16 protein-coding genes are annotated in these 17,028 nt (G+C 40.1%); 11 read left to right on the top strand and 5 right to left on the bottom strand.

What is annotated here, in order from left to right:
• Window positions 1-405, bottom strand: a 405-nt coding sequence (locus tag B4237_RS00425; RefSeq protein ID WP_286940757.1) for a glutathione S-transferase family protein, incomplete at its 3' end; no start/stop codon positions are given.
• Between the two features lie 359 nt (window positions 406-764).
• Here B4237_RS00425 and B4237_RS00420 point away from each other — a divergent pair.
• The 7 genes from B4237_RS00420 (at window position 765) to ychF (ending at window position 8,391) form a co-directional block, all read left to right on the top strand.
• The gene (locus B4237_RS00420) at window positions 765-1,976 is read left to right on the top strand and encodes an SfnB family sulfur acquisition oxidoreductase (protein WP_278595736.1); all 1,212 of its coding nucleotides are present in this window, start codon (window positions 765-767) and stop codon (window positions 1,974-1,976) included.
• Window positions 1,977-1,989: 13 nt separating this feature from the next.
• A complete protein-coding gene (locus tag B4237_RS00415) occupies window positions 1,990-3,213 on the top strand; it encodes an SfnB family sulfur acquisition oxidoreductase (RefSeq protein WP_278595737.1) in 1,224 nt (407 codons plus the stop codon).
• The gene (locus B4237_RS00410) at window positions 3,213-4,625 is read left to right on the top strand and encodes an LLM class flavin-dependent oxidoreductase (RefSeq protein WP_278595738.1); all 1,413 of its coding nucleotides are present in this window, start codon (window positions 3,213-3,215) and stop codon (window positions 4,623-4,625) included. The genes B4237_RS00415 and B4237_RS00410 overlap by 1 nt, the downstream gene beginning before the upstream one ends.
• A 27-nt stretch (window positions 4,626-4,652) precedes the next feature.
• Window positions 4,653-5,483 (top strand): MetQ/NlpA family ABC transporter substrate-binding protein, encoded by an 831-nt coding sequence (locus tag B4237_RS00405; protein ID WP_061397621.1) that lies wholly within the window; start codon window positions 4,653-4,655, stop codon window positions 5,481-5,483.
• Window positions 5,484-5,494: 11 nt separating this feature from the next.
• Window positions 5,495-6,565 (top strand): methionine ABC transporter ATP-binding protein, encoded by a 1,071-nt coding sequence (locus B4237_RS00400; RefSeq protein WP_061397622.1) that lies wholly within the window; start codon window positions 5,495-5,497, stop codon window positions 6,563-6,565.
• On the top strand, window positions 6,546-7,205 hold the full coding sequence (locus tag B4237_RS00395; RefSeq protein WP_004878861.1) for a methionine ABC transporter permease: 660 nt from the start codon (window positions 6,546-6,548) through the stop codon (window positions 7,203-7,205). The genes B4237_RS00400 and B4237_RS00395 overlap by 20 nt, the downstream gene beginning before the upstream one ends.
• A 94-nt stretch (window positions 7,206-7,299) precedes the next feature.
• Window positions 7,300-8,391 carry a redox-regulated ATPase YchF gene (ychF, locus tag B4237_RS00390; protein WP_004878859.1) on the top strand — a complete coding sequence of 364 codons (1,092 nt, stop codon included), beginning with the start codon at window positions 7,300-7,302 and terminating at the stop codon, window positions 8,389-8,391.
• An 88-nt stretch (window positions 8,392-8,479) separates the two neighbouring features.
• On the opposite strand, the gene B4237_RS00385 is transcribed toward ychF, so the two are convergent.
• Together B4237_RS00385 and B4237_RS00380 are read right to left on the bottom strand one after the other, a co-directional pair.
• Window positions 8,480-9,049 carry a hypothetical protein gene (locus tag B4237_RS00385; RefSeq protein ID WP_257736374.1) on the bottom strand — a complete coding sequence of 190 codons (570 nt, stop codon included), beginning with the start codon at window positions 9,047-9,049 and terminating at the stop codon, window positions 8,480-8,482.
• A gap of 135 nt (window positions 9,050-9,184) precedes the next feature.
• Window positions 9,185-9,718 (bottom strand): DUF962 domain-containing protein, encoded by a 534-nt coding sequence (locus B4237_RS00380; protein ID WP_278595739.1) that lies wholly within the window; start codon window positions 9,716-9,718, stop codon window positions 9,185-9,187.
• Window positions 9,719-9,824: 106 nt separating this feature from the next.
• On the opposite strand from B4237_RS00380, the gene B4237_RS00375 reads away from it, so the two are divergent.
• The gene (locus tag B4237_RS00375) at window positions 9,825-10,529 is read left to right on the top strand and encodes a Crp/Fnr family transcriptional regulator (RefSeq protein WP_278595740.1); all 705 of its coding nucleotides are present in this window, start codon (window positions 9,825-9,827) and stop codon (window positions 10,527-10,529) included.
• 36 nt (window positions 10,530-10,565) lie between these two features.
• On the opposite strand, the gene B4237_RS00370 is transcribed toward B4237_RS00375, so the two are convergent.
• Entirely contained in the window at window positions 10,566-11,696 is a 1,131-nt protein-coding gene (locus B4237_RS00370) for a CNNM domain-containing protein (RefSeq protein WP_061516587.1), read from the bottom strand.
• Between the two features lie 166 nt (window positions 11,697-11,862).
• Complete coding sequence (locus B4237_RS00365) at window positions 11,863-12,327, bottom strand: hypothetical protein (RefSeq protein ID WP_278595741.1); 465 nt, start codon at window positions 12,325-12,327, stop codon at window positions 11,863-11,865.
• A gap of 179 nt (window positions 12,328-12,506) precedes the next feature.
• Between B4237_RS00365 and B4237_RS00360 the strand changes: the two genes are divergently transcribed.
• The 3 genes from B4237_RS00360 to glnD all read left to right on the top strand — a co-directional run bounded on the left by B4237_RS00360 (window position 12,507) and on the right by glnD (window position 16,971).
• Window positions 12,507-12,896, top strand: coding sequence for a tautomerase family protein (locus tag B4237_RS00360; RefSeq protein WP_278595742.1), 390 nt, complete (start codon window positions 12,507-12,509; stop codon window positions 12,894-12,896).
• Window positions 12,897-13,016: 120 nt separating this feature from the next.
• Window positions 13,017-14,234 carry a formate-dependent phosphoribosylglycinamide formyltransferase gene (gene purT / locus B4237_RS00355; protein WP_278595749.1) on the top strand — a complete coding sequence of 406 codons (1,218 nt, stop codon included), beginning with the start codon at window positions 13,017-13,019 and terminating at the stop codon, window positions 14,232-14,234.
• Between the two features lie 70 nt (window positions 14,235-14,304).
• Entirely contained in the window at window positions 14,305-16,971 is a 2,667-nt protein-coding gene (glnD, locus tag B4237_RS00350) for a [protein-PII] uridylyltransferase (RefSeq protein ID WP_286940756.1), read from the top strand.
• Window positions 16,972-17,028: the final 57 nt, after the last annotated feature.

The following is a 17,028-nucleotide window of genomic DNA, read 5'->3' as shown; positions in this document are numbered from 1 at the left end:
TTTTTCAAACTGGCGTAAATAGCCTTGCTCACCCATCATAATTTCTAAAGGATGATCGCCAACTGAAAGTGCTTGAGCTAATGACCAACGGCGCACATGAATACCTAGCTCATTTGCAAGTTGATCAATTTCAAGTGCATGTTCACGTAATTGTTCATCACGTCTTAATAAGGCATGCTCAGGATAAGTTGTATCTAAATACAGCGCGATTTGTGTTGAATCAGCAATCCATTGTTTATCATCTTTTAGCATCGGCAACAGATATTGCCCTGACTTAAGATAGGTAAATGCGCGGTGAAAACCGGGAATTAAATTATGTGCCACATAGTCCAATTCCTTATGATCTAACAACCAGCGAGCTTTTTCACAATAATGAGACAAAGGAAATTGGTATAAAACCCGCATAAATTCTCCAAATTTATTTTTCTACTCGATCAAACCTAAGGTTTGCTCTACTTTAGAAGTAAAAGCTAATCAATACAATGTCCTTTTTGCTCGATCATTTTTAATTTTGGCAAAGTTTCTTTATCAATATTCGTGGTGAGAATATTCCTTTCTTTCATAGAAAAGAGCTTTTTATACTCATTAATAAACTTTCAATCTACATAAACTATTGTTTTATATTTAGATTAGATATGAATTTTTTTTGTTATTTTTCTCATAAAAAATGCTTAGAAATTATTGTGATATACAAGGCATAACTACTAGTTTAATGGAAAAGTAAAATTTTTATAAAGTATTTCTTAGCTATTAGAGGTACTCACATGTCCAGTAAACCATCAGCCATTAGAACTCAAATACAACTGATTTCAAATGATCAGCAGGCCATTAATGCTGCCTATCAAGTTGCTGACTTTGCATTAGAAGAACGAAATAAACGAGACCAAAATCGTATTTTGCCAATCGAACAAATCAATCAGTTCAGTCAAAAAGGCTTAGGCGGTATTCGTATTCCAAAACAATATGGCGGTGCTTTTGTCTCCAATAAGACCTTGGCCCATGTATTTCGTATTTTAACTAAAGCCGATGCCAATGTTGGACAAATTCCACAAAACCAATTCGGCCTTTTAAATTTTATTAATATCACCGGTTCAGATGCGCAAAAACAGTTTATCTACGCTGAAATTCTTGCAGGTAAACGCATTGCCAATGGTGGGCCTGAAAAAAATTCTAAAGATACCAAAACCATTCAAACCAAGTTAACGTTGGAAAATGGTCAATACCTTTTAAATGGCGAAAAATTTTACTCTACAGGCACTAGCTTTGCAGATTGGTTAGCGATTCGTGCCTTACACCCCGATGGCTATACAGTATTGGTGATCGTTGATCGCTATGCTACTGGTGTCGAAGTGATTAATGACTGGAATGGCTTTGGTCAACGTACTACAGCCAGTGGAACGGTAAAACTACGCAATGTTGTCGTTGATCCTACACTATTTTTTGATGAGAGCATTATTGCCGACACCCCAAATGTGCGCGGTGCATATTCTCAGCTATTACAAGTTGCGATTGATATCGGCATTGCCGAAGCGGCTTTTGATGACACCTTATCCAGCATTCGTAAAGCACGCCCCATTATTGATGCAGGCGTAGAAAAAGCCAGTGAAGAACATTACACCCTGCAAGAAGTTGGCAAACTCAATATCCTGCTCGATGCAGCCATTTTATTACTCGATGATGCTGCCGAATATCTAGATGAACTGGATCAACTCACGGAAATTTCTGCCGAGCAAGCTGCTCGCGCCTCAATTTTAGTGGCTGAAGCAAAAATCTATGCAAATGATGCTGCCCTGCATATCTCCGAGAAACTACTGGAACTTGGCGGCAGCCGTGCCAGTCTGAGCCAGCATAATCTTGATCAACACTGGCGCAATGCCCGTGTACACACCTTACACGATCCTGTGCGTTGGAAATTCCATGCCATCGGTGATTATTACCTCAATGGTACACACCCTGCCCGCCATGCCTGGATTTAAGGAGCAAATCATCATGACCTCTTATCAAGAATTACAAGGTTTTGCCAAAACCAATTTTAAAGCAGCGCATATTATCCAAAGCGATGCCGAAGCCCTAGACATTGCGATCCAGCTCAGTCAACAGTTTAAACAAGCTGCAATTGAACGTGATGCCAATCGAAAGTTGCCGTTTACTGAAATTGAAGCCTATAGTCAGTCAGGTTTATGGGCGATTACTGTACCTAAACAGTATGGCGGTGCAGAGGTTTCAAGTCTAACCGTTGCCAGAGTCATCGCTTTATTTAGTGGTGCGGATGGTTCAATTGGTCAAATTCCACAAAATCATTTTTATGCATTAGAAGTACTGCGAAATACGGGGACAGAACAACAAAAGAAACGCCTCTATCAGGAAGTATTACAAGGTGCACGTTTTGGTAATGCGCTGGCGGAATTTAAAACCCGTACCTCAGCACATAAACAAACTACCTTAATCCCAAGCGAAAGCGGTTATCTGATCCAAGGAGAAAAGTTTTATTGCACGGGTAGCCTGTTTGCACATCGTATTCCAACTCTAGTGATTGATGAAGCAGGCAATGAATTTTTGGCTTTTGTACAAAGAGACAGCCAAGGTTTAGAACTGATTGATGATTGGTCAGGCTTTGGGCAACGCACCACAGGCAGCGGCACAGTAAAGTTTAATCGAGTTTTTGTCGCCAAAGAGGATGTGATTCCTTTTGATGCTGCCTTTAAACAACTGTCCTTGGTGGGGCCATTTGCTCAAATCATGCATGCTGCAATTGAAGTCGGGATTGCCCGTGCAGCCTTTGAAGAAACCCTAGCGCGTGTGCGTGTGGCGCGTCCTTGGATTGATGCCAATATTGATTCCGCTACTCAAGACCCCTTAACCCTGTCTGAGCTTGGTCGTGTGGCAACCGATGTAAAAGCCAGCGAATTACTCCTCAAACAAGCAGCTCGATCTGTTGATGCTGCTAAATATGGGTTGAATGCTGAGACCTTAGCCAAAGCCTCAATTGATGTCGCCAAAGTTCGTGCACATAGTACTGAAACAGCATTAAAGGCATCATCTAAATTGATTGAATTGGCTGGCAGCCGCGGTAGCCAACGTGCTGATGCTCTGGATCGGCATTGGCGTAATGCACGGGTTCATACCTTGCATGATGCTGCACGCTGGAAATATTACTTCATCGGTAATTATGTGTTGAATGGTGTACTGCCTCCACGTCGGGGGACTTTGTAATGACTCAAACGACTGCCAAGAAAATCTTGTTAAATGCCTTTGATATGAACTGTGTCGGTCATATCAATCATGGTTTATGGACGCATCCACGGGATCAATCACATCGATTTAATGAGCTGAATTATTGGACTGAATTGGCACAGAGTCTGGAACAAGGTTTGTTTGATGGCTTATTCCTTGCGGATATTACGGGTGTTTATGATGTCTATCAAAATGGAGTTGAGCTGACTTTAAAAGAATCGATTCAGTTACCTAGTCATGATCCATCGACCCTGATTTCGGCAATGGCCTTAGTCACACAAAATTTAAGCTTTGGTGTCACGGTCAATTTGAGCTATGAACAGCCCTACCAATTTGCACGGCGATTTGCCAGTCTGGATCATTTAACCCAAGGTCGTTTGGGCTGGAATATTGTCACCGGCTATTTGGATAGTGCCGAACGCTTAATTGGGCAAAAAGGTTTAAAAGATCACGATGCGCGCTATGATCAGGCCGAGGAGTTTTTACAGCTTTGTTATAAATATTGGGAAGGTTCTTGGGAAAATGACGCCTTAAAAAAAGATAAACAACAGCGCGTTTTTACTGACCCGAACAAGGTCCACTCAATCAATCATCAAGGTCAATATTACCAAAGCCAAGGTGTATTTCAGGTTGCACCATCGGTTCAACGTACGCCAACACTCTTCCAAGCAGGTGCTTCACCGAAAGGACTACAGTTCGCCACGCGTCATGCAGAATGTATTTTTATTGGCGGTGATCAACCTGAAAAGATTCGTCAGCAAGTTAATAAAATACGACTACAAGCACAGCAACAAGGTCGAGATGAAGATGCGATTAAAATCTTTGTCGGTATTACCGTTGTCGTCGCGGAAACACATGAACTCGCCCAACAAAAACTGGCTGAATATCGCCAATATGCCAGCCCAGAAGCAGGTTTAGCGCATTATGCCAGTTCCGTCGGCATTGATCTTGCCAAGTTCGTAGATGATGAAGCGATTCCTTATCAAAAGAGCAATAGCATTGCTTCCGTCAATGAGAAGTTTAAAGAACAGCGCATCAGCAAAAATGATCTAAAAGCACAGCATGTACTAGGTGGACGTTATCCTCTCATCGTCGGTAGTGGCGCAGAGGTTGCAGAATACCTGATTGAGCTGCTTGATGAGACTGGTATTGATGGTTTTAACCTGACTCGTACGGTTGCACCTGAATCACATCATGATTTTATTCGACTGGTGATCCCAGAGTTACAACAACGTGAGCGTTATAAAACCGAATATGCAACGGGTTCACTGCGTAACAAATTGTTTGCCCAAGGCGATCATTTAGCCGCAAGCCACCCTGTCGATCAGTTCCGATGTAGAACGCATAACAACACACATGACCTAAAAATAATTGAAGAAATTAGTGCTTAACATTTAAGAAAAGAATTGGAGAAATATATGGCTCAAACAGCCTCTAAGAAATGGCTCGGTATTGGCCTTGTCGTCGTTGTTGCGATTATTGCCTTATTGATTTGGAATAAACAAAGACAGAATCATAGCAGTGAATTGGTGATTGGGATTAGCCCTTCGTTTGCACATCCCCTACAAGTTGCTGCGGATGAAGCCAAACAACAAGGTCTCAATGTGAAATTGGTGGAATTTTCCGATTGGAATACACCAAATATTACCTTAAATCATGGTGACATTGATGCGAATTTTTTCCAGCATCAACCCTTCTTGGATAATGCGATTAAGGAAACTGGCTTCAAGCTAAAATCCTTTGCTGCGGGTGCGGCTTCACATGTTGGATTGTATTCGAAAAAATATAAAAGTTTCGATGAACTTCCAAATGGCGCAACTGTTGCCATTCCTAATGATCCAGTGAATCAAGGCCGTGCATTACTGCTTTTACAACAAGCTAAGCTGATTGAACTGAAAGATAGCAACAATCATCTTTCTGCACTAAAAGACATTACTGCAAATCCGAAAAATCTGAAATTTACCGAAGTTGAAGGCCCTCAAACTGCACGTGCCATTGATGATGTTGATTTAGCTTTTGGCTATCCACATTACTTACGTTTAGCCAAAACGGCTGATCCTGAAAATGCCCTATTGTTTGATGACAATACCAATAAACGTTATGCGATTTTATTTGTGGTGAGGGATGACTATCAGGACAAAGACAACAAACTACAGAAGTTTGTCGAGATTTATCAAAACTCGCCGAAGGTCAAAGCTGCCTTAGATAGCGATTTCGGCCCAACGCTCTGGTTCCCAGGTTGGAAATAAGGAGAACAATCATGGTGAGTTTTGGTTCACAGGTCGATTTTTCAGTTCCCCACCTGAAAATACGCGGTTTAAATAAATATTATGAGGTACAAGGCCAACGCTTACATGCATTAAAAGACATTAATATCGATATTCCCAAAGCACAAATTGTTGGGATTATCGGCAAAAGTGGCGCAGGTAAATCATCACTGATCCGTACCTTAAATGGGCTGGAAGCAATTGATACAGGCAGTATTTTGATTCACCAGCAGAATATTGCTGAATTGGGTCATGCTGAACTGATCAAAACACGACAAAAAATTGGCATGATTTTTCAGCACTTTAATTTAATGTCAGCCAAAACCGTGTGGGAAAATGTGGCTTTACCGCTACGTATTGCGGGTTATGAAAAGGCTGAAATAGAACAACAGGTCAGTGAGGTACTGACGCTGGTGGGATTAGAGGCAAAGCGAAATGATTACCCTGCTCAACTGTCTGGTGGGCAAAAACAACGCGTTGGTATTGCCCGTGCCTTGGTTTCTCAGCCTGAAATCCTGCTCTGTGACGAAGCTACCTCGGCACTCGACCCTGAGAGTACCACCAATATTCTGTCCTTATTAAAACAAATCAACCGAGACCTTGGTTTAACCATTGTCTTGATCACCCATGAAATGCAGGTCATCCAAGAAATTTGCGATCAAGTCATCGTAATTGATCAGGGTGAAATTGTTGAAGCTGGGCAAGTCTGGTCGGTATTTTCCAATCCGCAACAACAAATCACGCAGGAATTACTCAATTTTGAACAAGTGAATTTACCCTTTGAACTGAGCCAATCTGCTGATCAGCAGACCACACAGCAGATTTTAAAACTCAAATATGTAAGTGAATCGAAATTGGTTCCTGATCTGTATGAATTACTGGGCAGTTTTAATAGTCCAGTTCAAGTGTATTACAGTCAAATTGATAGCATTCAGCAGCGTACTATCGGCTCATTGATCATCGGGATTCGCAATCTCGAATTTGACTTAAATGATGCACAATTTGAAAAACACCCTGCCATTACACAACTTGAGGTGATCGGTTATGTACAATCAACTCATTGATCTATTACTGACAGGCACAATCGACACCTTAGTGATGGTAGGGGTTTCTGCCTTTATTGCCTTTTTAATTGGTCTGCCAATAGCCTTAATTTTGGTGAGTACTGCAGATTTTGGTATCTATCCATCTAAGAAAATAAATCAGTCCTTAGGCTGGATCATTAACATTACCCGTTCTGTCCCTTTCCTGATTTTAATGGTGGCATTGATTCCATTTACCCGCTGGATTGTCGGCACTAGCTATGGCGTATTAGCCGCGATTGTACCCTTAACCATTGCTGCCATTCCCTTCTTTGCACGTATTGCAGAAGTCAGCTTACGTGAAGTCGATCAAGGTCTGATTGAAGCCGCACAAGCCATGGGCTGTAACCGCAAACAGATTCTTTGGCACGTACTACTTCCCGAAGCATTATCAGGCATCATCGCAGGCTTTACTGTGACCATTGTCACCATGATCAGTTCTTCTGCTATTGCAGGTGCGATTGGTGCGGGTGGACTCGGTGATATTGCCTATCGCTATGGCTATCAGCGTTTTGATATGCAAGTGATGTTAGCCGTGATTTTAGTTCTTATTGTTTTAGTGATATTGGTGCAAAGTACAGGTGATCATATTGCCAAACAGCTGGATAAACGCAAAGTTTAATGTCGAATTGATAATCTGCTCTAGCCATGACTTTGTCATGGCTTTCATGTAAAATCAGCAGCAATTTTTATATAACACATTTGTGAGTGGTTTCATGGGTTTTAATTGCGGTATTGTTGGTCTGCCAAACGTAGGTAAATCTACATTATTTAATGCATTAACAAAGGCAGCGATTGCAGCTGAAAACTTTCCGTTCTGTACCATTGAACCAAATACAGGGATTGTACCTGTTCCAGATTCACGCTTAGATAAACTTGCTGCAATTGTAAAACCACAGCGCATCTTACCAACCACAATGGAATTCGTTGACATCGCAGGTTTGGTTGCTGGTGCCTCAAAAGGTGAAGGTTTGGGTAACCAATTCCTTGCCAACATCCGTGAAACTGATGCAATTGCGCATGTGGTTCGTTGTTTTGAAGATGAAAACGTGATTCACGTAAATGGTAAAATTGACCCATTAGATGACATTGCAACCATCAATACTGAACTTGCACTTGCTGACCTTGATACCGTTGCAAAAGCATTATTACGCTTAACTAAAGCAGCAAAAGGTGGCGATAAAGAAGCGCTTGCAACTAAAGCAGTTTTAGAAAAAATCCAACCTTTGCTTGATGAAGGTAAACCAGCACGTGCGGCTGATCTGTCTGATGACGAACGTAAAGCTGTACGTGGTTTCGGTTTAATGACCCTTAAACCAACTATGTATATTGCTAACGTTGCAGAAGACGGTTTTGAAAATAACCCACATCTTGAAGCAGTACAAAAACTTGCTGCTGAAGAAAATGCCATTGTTGTACCACTTTGCAACCAAATCGAAGCTGAAATTTCATTATTAGAAGATGAAGATCGTGCTGAATTCTTGGAAGCGATGGGTATGGAAGAACCAGGTTTGAACGTGGTGATTCGTGCAGGCTATAAATTGCTTGGCCTACAAACCTATTTCACTGCGGGTGTACAAGAAGTTCGTGCTTGGACAGTTAAAGTCGGAGCAACTGCGCCACAAGCAGCTGGTGTGATTCACACTGACTTTGAAAAAGGCTTCATCCGTGCTGAGTGTGTGGCTTATGACGACTTCATTCAATATAACGGTGAAAACGGTGCTAAAGAAGCTGGTAAATGGCGTTTAGAAGGTAAAACTTATATCGTTCAAGACGGTGATGTATTGCATTTCCGTTTTAACGTATAAATCGATTTTCTAATCTTAAAAACCGCCAATAATGATCTTATTGGCGGTTTTTATTTGCTCTAATATCACTACAATTTTAGCAGTTCCATTAACTCAATAATTTTTGCAATTGCTGAGTCACATGTTGACGTGCTTTTTTCTGCTTAAAAACTGTCGGAACATGTAATAAAAAGAATGAATAACGATACTTTTTATGGTCACGTAAGGCCTCACTTAAATAATGGTAGAGTTCTATTGCTGCTTCACGGTGAAATGCCCATAGTGCCTGTTGCCGATACATAACCATATAATAGGCATCATTAGGCCAACTCAATTCATGTTCTTGCCGATAACCACAAGATTCACAAGTCACTCCACCCCGACTTTGCAACGAATTGCATGTGCTCCAAGATGTTGAATCATAGCCTTCTGGCAAGCCTTGAATCTGGTCAATACTGCTCGAAAGATTCGGATAATAAAATGCAGCATGCCAGTACCCACCACAAGAGTCCTGAAAACGCGCATAATCAAAATCTGCATGATGCTGAAAATACTCGACATCTTTTTTCAACTGAATCTTCGCCAATCGGGCAAACTCAAAATCCGCGTTGGCCTGACATGCGGGACATCTAATGTTTAGTTTGGAGGGTAATGACCAATATTCGTAGATTCCTGTCATGTGCTTTTTAATTCTGACCGCCACATTTGAATAGAGATAGCTTAACAACTGAATTTCTTTTTTAGAATCTTTAAATCTAATAAATAAAAAAGCCAAGCTTGATTAACTTGGCTTTGTAAATGTCAGTCCAGCTCATCAAGCGACTGTTTGAGGTTTCATATCCATTTCAGCACGTTTCATTTGTGCTTCTTTTAAAATACGTTGATGTAATGATTTACGGAAACCCAGTAAGAATACAAACTCTGCCAAGACGAATAATGGTCCGATTGCTAGACCAATCAGATCATCAACAAAGGCTGGCTTTTTCTTCTCAAAATAATGCCCGATGAATTGGAATACCCACCCCACCACAAAAATACCAATGCTTGTACCCAACCAACTCCACATCGAGAATCCAGCAATTTTGATAGCCAATGGATAAACCAAGACGAATAGAATAAGCATCAAAATGCCAAATAACTTATCTAATGAAAGATAGTAAATGCTACTTAAAACTATGAGTATCATAGCCAAAGTGACCGAAAAGCCAGATATATCAACTGCAGCCCGAGCGCTTAAGCATAGAATAGAAAAAACAATTAATGGAATACCCACAAAATGGGTCACAATATTATTTCTGTCTAAATGATAAGCTGCATACTGACTCAATAGACGTTCCAAATTTGTCATTTTATTTTCCTCAGATCAATTCAGTTATGCTATTAATCTATTAGAAAAATCAAAGTGAAGTTGTCATGTAGCTGACAAATGGATTCATATTTACAAAGGAATGATTGTGTTAGAACATGCATATATCCAGCATTTACAGCAAAACTCTTGGTTTAGTCGCTTAGACAAGCCGTTTCAAGAGTTCATTATTGAGCACAGTAAAAAGCAATCTGTAGAAAAAAATACTGCTGTATTTAATGCCCAAGACAAGTTTGATGGTGTCTATGGTGTTTTAGAAGGCTCTATCAGCTTGGGATATATTGATGTCAATGGTAATGAAGCAATTGCTGCAATCGCAGAACCAATCATGTGGTTTGGCGAAATCTCCTTAATCGACAAACAACCTCGCTCGCATGATGCAATTGCCTTAAAAAGAAGTGTTGTTCTTCAAATTCCTGCCGAACCCCTGAAGCAACTATTAGATCAACATCCGTATTATTGGTATTACTTTGCTTTGCTGACTAGTCAAAAACTCCGCTACGTGTTTTTAGAACAAATTGCGATTCAGACCCAAAGCATTACCCAGCGCTTAGCGCAACGATTGCTGTTTATTTTAGAGGGTTATGGCAATCGATCCAGTATTCAAGATTTGAACATCCATATTTCTCAAGACCAACTTGCCAATATGCTGACTGTATCAAGACAAACGGTAAATCAAGAACTCAATGTATTTGAAAAACAAGGTGTAATTCAGCTTGGATTTAAAAAAATAGACGTGCTGAATTTAGAGGGGTTGAGGATGCTGGCATCCTCAGGATTTTTTACAGAATAAGCATGCCAACCAACTAGGCTGACACACTTTTATTGATTATTGTGTTGGCGGTTCTAAATAAATGCCAATTTTTTCAGCCCTTTTCACCCATAGTTGTCGAGCAAGTTTCTGCATATCTTCTACTTTGTCGCCCTCATCGAGAATCTCAATACCTAGCAATGTTTCAACGACATCTTCTAAAGTTACGACACCTTTAGTATCTCCAAACTCACCCACGACCAATGCAATATGTTGTCTTTGTTCCAACAAAACTTCCATTAATTTTGATAATGGTGTTTTTGCCATAACTGTAACAATTTCTCTTTTGAAGTCGCTAATTATACGACTACCCTGACCTTGGTTCTTTGCAACCAATAAATCTTCACGCAAAACAAAGCCGACAACGCTATCCAAGTCTTGATCATAAATCGGCAGTCTTGAAAAATTTGAGCTTTTTGGGGCAGATAAAACTTCATCAACTGTTAAATCTTTTTGTAATGCCGACACTACTACACGAGGCGTCATGACAGTGCTCGCATCCAAAGATTTAAAGAGGAAAAGATTTCGAATGATTTTAGACTCTCGATCATTCAACATGCCTTCTTCTTTACCAATCCCAGCCATCGCAACAAACTCATCACGACTAAACTGATTTGCTTTGGTACCCCCAGAAATTAACTTAGTTAACTTTTCCGAGATCACGATTAAAGGATACATGGCTTTAATTAAGAAATTAACATAAATGCCAGTTGGTCCAGCAAGTTGACGCCAATACACCGCTCCTAATGTTTTTGGAACAATTTCCGAAACAAACAGGATGAGTAAGGTCATTACTGCGGAGAAAACACCAAACCAAACCTCACCAAAAACAGACGTTGCTTTTGCGCCTGCACCAATCGCACCGACTGTATGTGCAATGGTGTTGACGGTTAAAATAGCAGCCAATGATTGGTCAATATTGTCTTCTTTCAAGCGTCTTAATTGCTCAGCCTTTTTAGGCTTGGTCTCTTTAAGTCTCGCAATGTAGCTTGGTGTGATACTTAATAATGTTGCTTCTGCAATCGAACACAAAAAAGAAAAAAGTAATGCTAAAACGACATACAGCAGTAAAAGCAAAAGATCGCCATGAAAAATGGAAGCGAATGAAAATTGATGAACGGTTTCAGAAATTAAACTGGGAGTATCCATATGCGAACTTGGTTTTTAACCACAGGTTCCTTATATAACTTAGGAAATTCATCCTACGGTTTACCCATAACCAAGTCAATTCTTTGGATATATTTTGTATCTATTCTAAAAGATATTGCTATTTTCCCTTTAAAAATAGCAATATTTAACGTATTCAGTTTTAGTTTTACTTCGGAGAAGTATTCCCTAACGCTGGATTATCAATTGCATCTTTACACTGTGCCTTATCACGCTCGTAGTCAGCTTGTTTTTGGCTCGAAGCGGTTGGATTGTCTTTTACTTCTCTCGCCCAAGTATCCAAACTTGTTAAAGCCTTACGACATAAGGCATATTTCCCTTCCGTCACCGAATCAGTCATTTTCACATTAATACGCCAATCTGTGCTGAGCTGACGCAATGGCTTTCTTACATTCTCTTCGATTTCTGTTGTTTGTTTCTGATAAACAATTGGATCAATTTGATTGATTAAATCCCATGCCGCATTTGCATATGTTGTCGCATCATTACTCAATTTTGGCGCAGGTTTAATTTCTACCTTTTTTTCAGCTTCATTATTTGAGTTCCCGCATGCAGTCATTAGAACTGTACTGCATAGCATCAAAGCCACAAGATGAGTTTTTCTGTTCAACATATCTAACCAAATCGTCGATGAAACATTTGCCCATAATCCTAGTCAATTCAGTTGCAATACTCAATCATTGTTACCTTTTTATCATCGAAGTTTGATAAACCTGAGATTTATCAATTTTATGCTAAGGTTAGACCCATAATTGTCTTCAAAATAATTAAATCACTTGGAATCATATATTCATGTCACAAATCAAAATTTATGCATTGAGCAAAACGATTGATCAATACCGAAACTTACTTTCTGAAGCTATTCATGATGCCTTGGTCGAAAGCTTAAATTATCCAATTGAAAAGAGGTTTCAGCGCTTTATCCGTCTTGAAACAGATGACTTTATTTATCCTACAGATCGTAGTGATCACTACACCATTATTGAGATATCAATGTTCGAAGGTCGGACAATCGAAGCCAAGAAAAAACTGATTCAAACTCTATATTCTAATATTTATCAACGCTGTGGTATTTCAGCACAAGACATTGAAATTACAATATTTGAAACACCTAGAAGTAATTGGGGAATTCGAGGTCAAAATGCCGATGGACTTCTGCTGAATTACCAAGTGAATGTCTAATTCTGAAAAAACAGATTTAGATCATCTTTTTTGTCTAACAAAAACAACTTTTTTTGTATCACACAAGCTTAACTCAGCAACAAGTTCTGCTATGCTTAAACACAAATTACTCAGGATAGGATTATTCGCATGAGCGTCACTCTTGGAACTCCACTTCAATCTTCTGCATTTAAGGTTTTACTGTTAGGTTCTGGAGAGCTTGGGAAAGAAGTTGTTATTTCTTTACAACGCTTAGGTGTCGAAGTTCATGCAGCTGATCGCTATGATCACGCACCTGCAATGCAAGTAGCACATTATTCTTATACATTGAATATGGCTGATCCTGTTGAATTAAAAAAACTTATCGAAGAAATAAAACCCAATTTAATTGTCCCTGAAATCGAAGCGATTGCAACTGAGGTTTTAGTTGAAATTGAACAGAGTCAAACAGCTACAGTCATTCCATCAGCAAAAGCTGTCAACCTCACCATGAACCGTGAAGGTATTCGTCGCTTAGCCGCAGAAGAGTTAGGACTACCAACATCTGCTTACCGTTTTGCAAGTACTTTAGAAAGCTTCCGCGCGGCTTGTGATGATATTGGTTATCCAAATTTCGTTAAACCTGTTATGTCTTCATCAGGTAAAGGTCAATCTCGCGTAAAAAGCTTTGATGAAGTCGATGCTGCTTGGGATTATGCGATGCAAGGTGGCCGCGTAAATCAAGGGACTGTGATTATCGAGTCTCAGATTGACTTCGATTTTGAAATTACGCTTTTAACTGTTCGCGCTAAAAACCCTGAAACTGCCGAAATCGAAACCCATTACTGTGATCCGATTGGTCACCGTCAAGATGCGGGCGATTATGTTGAAAGTTGGCAACCTCAACCAATGACAGCTGCGGCTTTAGATGAAGCAAAACGTATTGCAAATAAAGTAACAACTGCTTTAGGCGGTTGCGGTATTTTTGGTGTAGAGTTATTCGTAAAAGGCGATAAAGTTTGGTTTAGCGAAGTATCGCCTCGCCCACATGACACAGGCTTAGTGACTTTAGCTTCTCAATTCCAAAACGAATTTGAATTACATGCGCGTGCAATTTTAGGTTTACCTGTAAATACAGAGCGCCATAGTGTTGCTGCAAGTGCAGTGATCTATGCAGGTGTAGATGCGAAAAATCTTAGCTTTACTGGCTTAAATCTTGCTTTGGCAAATCCGAATACAGATTTACGCTTATTTGGAAAACCAGAAGGCTTCAAACGCCGTCGTATGGGTGTTGCAACAGCGCGTGCCGAAAATACAGATTTAGCGCGTGAGTTGGCACAACATGCCGCTGACCAAGTGAGTGTTCAAACAAACGCTTAAACCACCTGAATCCTGAGCCACAATCAAGTGGTTTCAGGATAAAGAAAGACTTTGATAGAAGAACATTTTCATGATCAATACATCTCCATTGTTGAACTACGTCACCAGTCATCATGATATTCAAGCCATTAATCAATGGCGAACAGAAGTAGAGAAACAATTACAAGAGAGTTATGAAAATGGACAACCTATCCGTGAAGTCATCAAAGCTCGATCAAACTCTATTGATGAAGCTCTGATTTTTTTATGGAATCACGCAGGTTTAGATCAAACTGAATTAGGCTTATTTGCTGTCGGCGGTTATGGCCGCCGTGAAATGCTGCCTTATTCAGATACCGACATTATGATTTTATCTGAAGATGAAATTAGTGAGGAGCAAGGTAAACTCATTTCTGCTTTTATTTCATCACTTTGGGATGTTGGAAATTTTAAACCGGGTACCAGTGTTCGTACCATTCAAAACTGCGTAGATCAAGCTGCAAATGATCTAACTGTTGCAACCACACTGATTGAAGCTCGTCTGATAACAGGTAATGAACAACTTGCTAAATGGCCACGTCGTATCGTTGCGCAAACATGGACGGATAAAACCTTCTATGATGCCAAAATGCAAGAGCAAGCAAAAAGATATGCGCAGCACAACAATACTGAAAGCAATTTAGAACCTGATATTAAAAATGCACCCGGCGGTATCAGAGATATTAATCAAATCGGTTGGATTGCTAAGCGCCATTTCCGTGTCAATCGTATCTATGACCTTGTACATCTCGGTTTTATTACTGAGTTTGAACTGGGAGTTCTCGAAGAAGCTGAAAGCTTTTTATGGGAAATTCGCACCCATTTGCATCGTTTAGCCAAGCGTGATGAAAATCGATTATTGTTTGAATATCAACGTGATATTGCTGCAAAATTTGGCTACGTGCGTGAAGAAGGTCAGCCCGTCAATTTTGCTGTTGAACAGTTCATGAAACGTTATTATCGGACGGCACAGCAAATTTCGACTTTAAATGAAATGCTACTCGCCTACTTCAATGAATCAGTGATTACACCACGTCTGACCGATTACGAACGTGAAATTGAAGACATTAATGATCGTTTCAAAATTGTAGATGGCAAACTTGCTGTTCAACACCATAAGGTTTTCTCAGAAGAACCAAGTGCAATTTTAGAAATCTTTTATCTGCTTGCAAATCGCCCAGAAATTACAGGTATTCGTGCCCGCACCTTACGCTTGTTGGTTTTAGCTGCAAAACGTATTGATCAACGTTTCCGTGACAATCCTGAACACCAAGCCTTGTTTATGTCGATTATTCGCTCACCACATCGATTATACGACACGATGGTCGCGATGAAACGATATGGTGTATTGGGCAATTATATTCCAGCTTTCGGGCAAATTATGGGATTGATGCAATACGATCTTTTCCATATCTATACCGTCGATGCCCATACCCTACTTTTACTGCGTAACCTCAGTCGTTTTAAAGAACCTGAGTTTGCTAAAGATTTCCCTGTCGTCAGTTCAGTATTCCAACGTATTGCTGGACATGACATTGTTTATTTAGCAGCAATTTTCCATGATATTGCCAAAGGTCGTGGTGGTGATCACAGTGAACTCGGTGCAATTGATGCAATTGAATTCTGCCGCACGCACGGCTTTACTGAGCGTGAATGTAAACTCGTTGCATGGTTGATCAACAATCACTTGCTGATGTCACTTACTGCACAGAAAAAAGATATTTCCGACCCTGATGAAGTCAAAGAGTTCGCTGAAAAAGTCGGTGACATGGAGCATTTGGACTACTTGTACACATTGACTGTTGCAGATATTAATGCCACAAATCCTAAGCTTTGGAATACATGGCGTGCTTCATTGATGCGTCAGCTCTATACCTATGCCCGTGATGTCATTCGTTCTGGTTTAGGCCGACCTGTTGATTATCAAATGCTCATTGAAGATACTAAATTCGCTGCCAGTGAATTGCTTGTAAATGATTTTTCATTAGCCGAAGTCGAAAAAGTTTGGCAAGAACTTGGTGATGAATATTTCGTAAAAGAATCTGCCAATGAAATTGCATGGCACACGCAAGCTATTTTACAACACGGTGATAATCCAGAGCCGTTGGTCTTGTTACGTGCACATCGAAATGCAGCACAAGATGCAGTGCAAATCTTTATCTACACGCGCGATCAAGCAAATCTCTTTGCAACAACCGTTGCTGTATTGGATCGCATGAATCTCGATGTTCAAGACGCAAAAATTATCACGGCAAGTACAGATTTTAGTTTAGATACTTACTTGGTACTCGATCGTTTCGGCACATTATTGACAGACCCTGAACGTGAACGCAAAGTTAAATCTGCACTGGTCGATGCATTGAGTCATTCAGATCAGTATCCGGGGATTATGCAACGTCGAATTCCTCGTCATTTACGTCATTTTGACATTCAAAATACAGTTGATATCGTACTTAACCCAGCCTTACAACAACACATGGTAGAAATTTCTACACTCGATCAACCGGGTTTGTTAGCGCGTATTGGTGCGTTATTTATGTTGCAAGGTCTCGATATTCACTCAGCCAAAATTGCAACATTGGGCGAGCGTGCGGAAGATATTTTCTTTGTCACCAAGAAAAATGGTGTACTGCTGAATGACGAAGAAGTTAAACTTTTTGCGGAAACCTTGAAAGCTGCTTTAGATGAAGCATCTAATCAAATTTGTAATCCATCTTAGAATCTTACTGAATCCTTCTTTTCAAAAGAAAGATTCTCCACACTTATCTTGGGTAAT

The organism is Acinetobacter sp. UBA6526 (genome assembly GCF_002434875.1).
GTDB lineage: Bacteria > Pseudomonadota > Gammaproteobacteria > Pseudomonadales > Moraxellaceae > Acinetobacter > Acinetobacter venetianus.
Note: the sequence above shows the minus strand (reverse complement) of the source record. Positions and strands in the feature narration are given on the sequence as shown.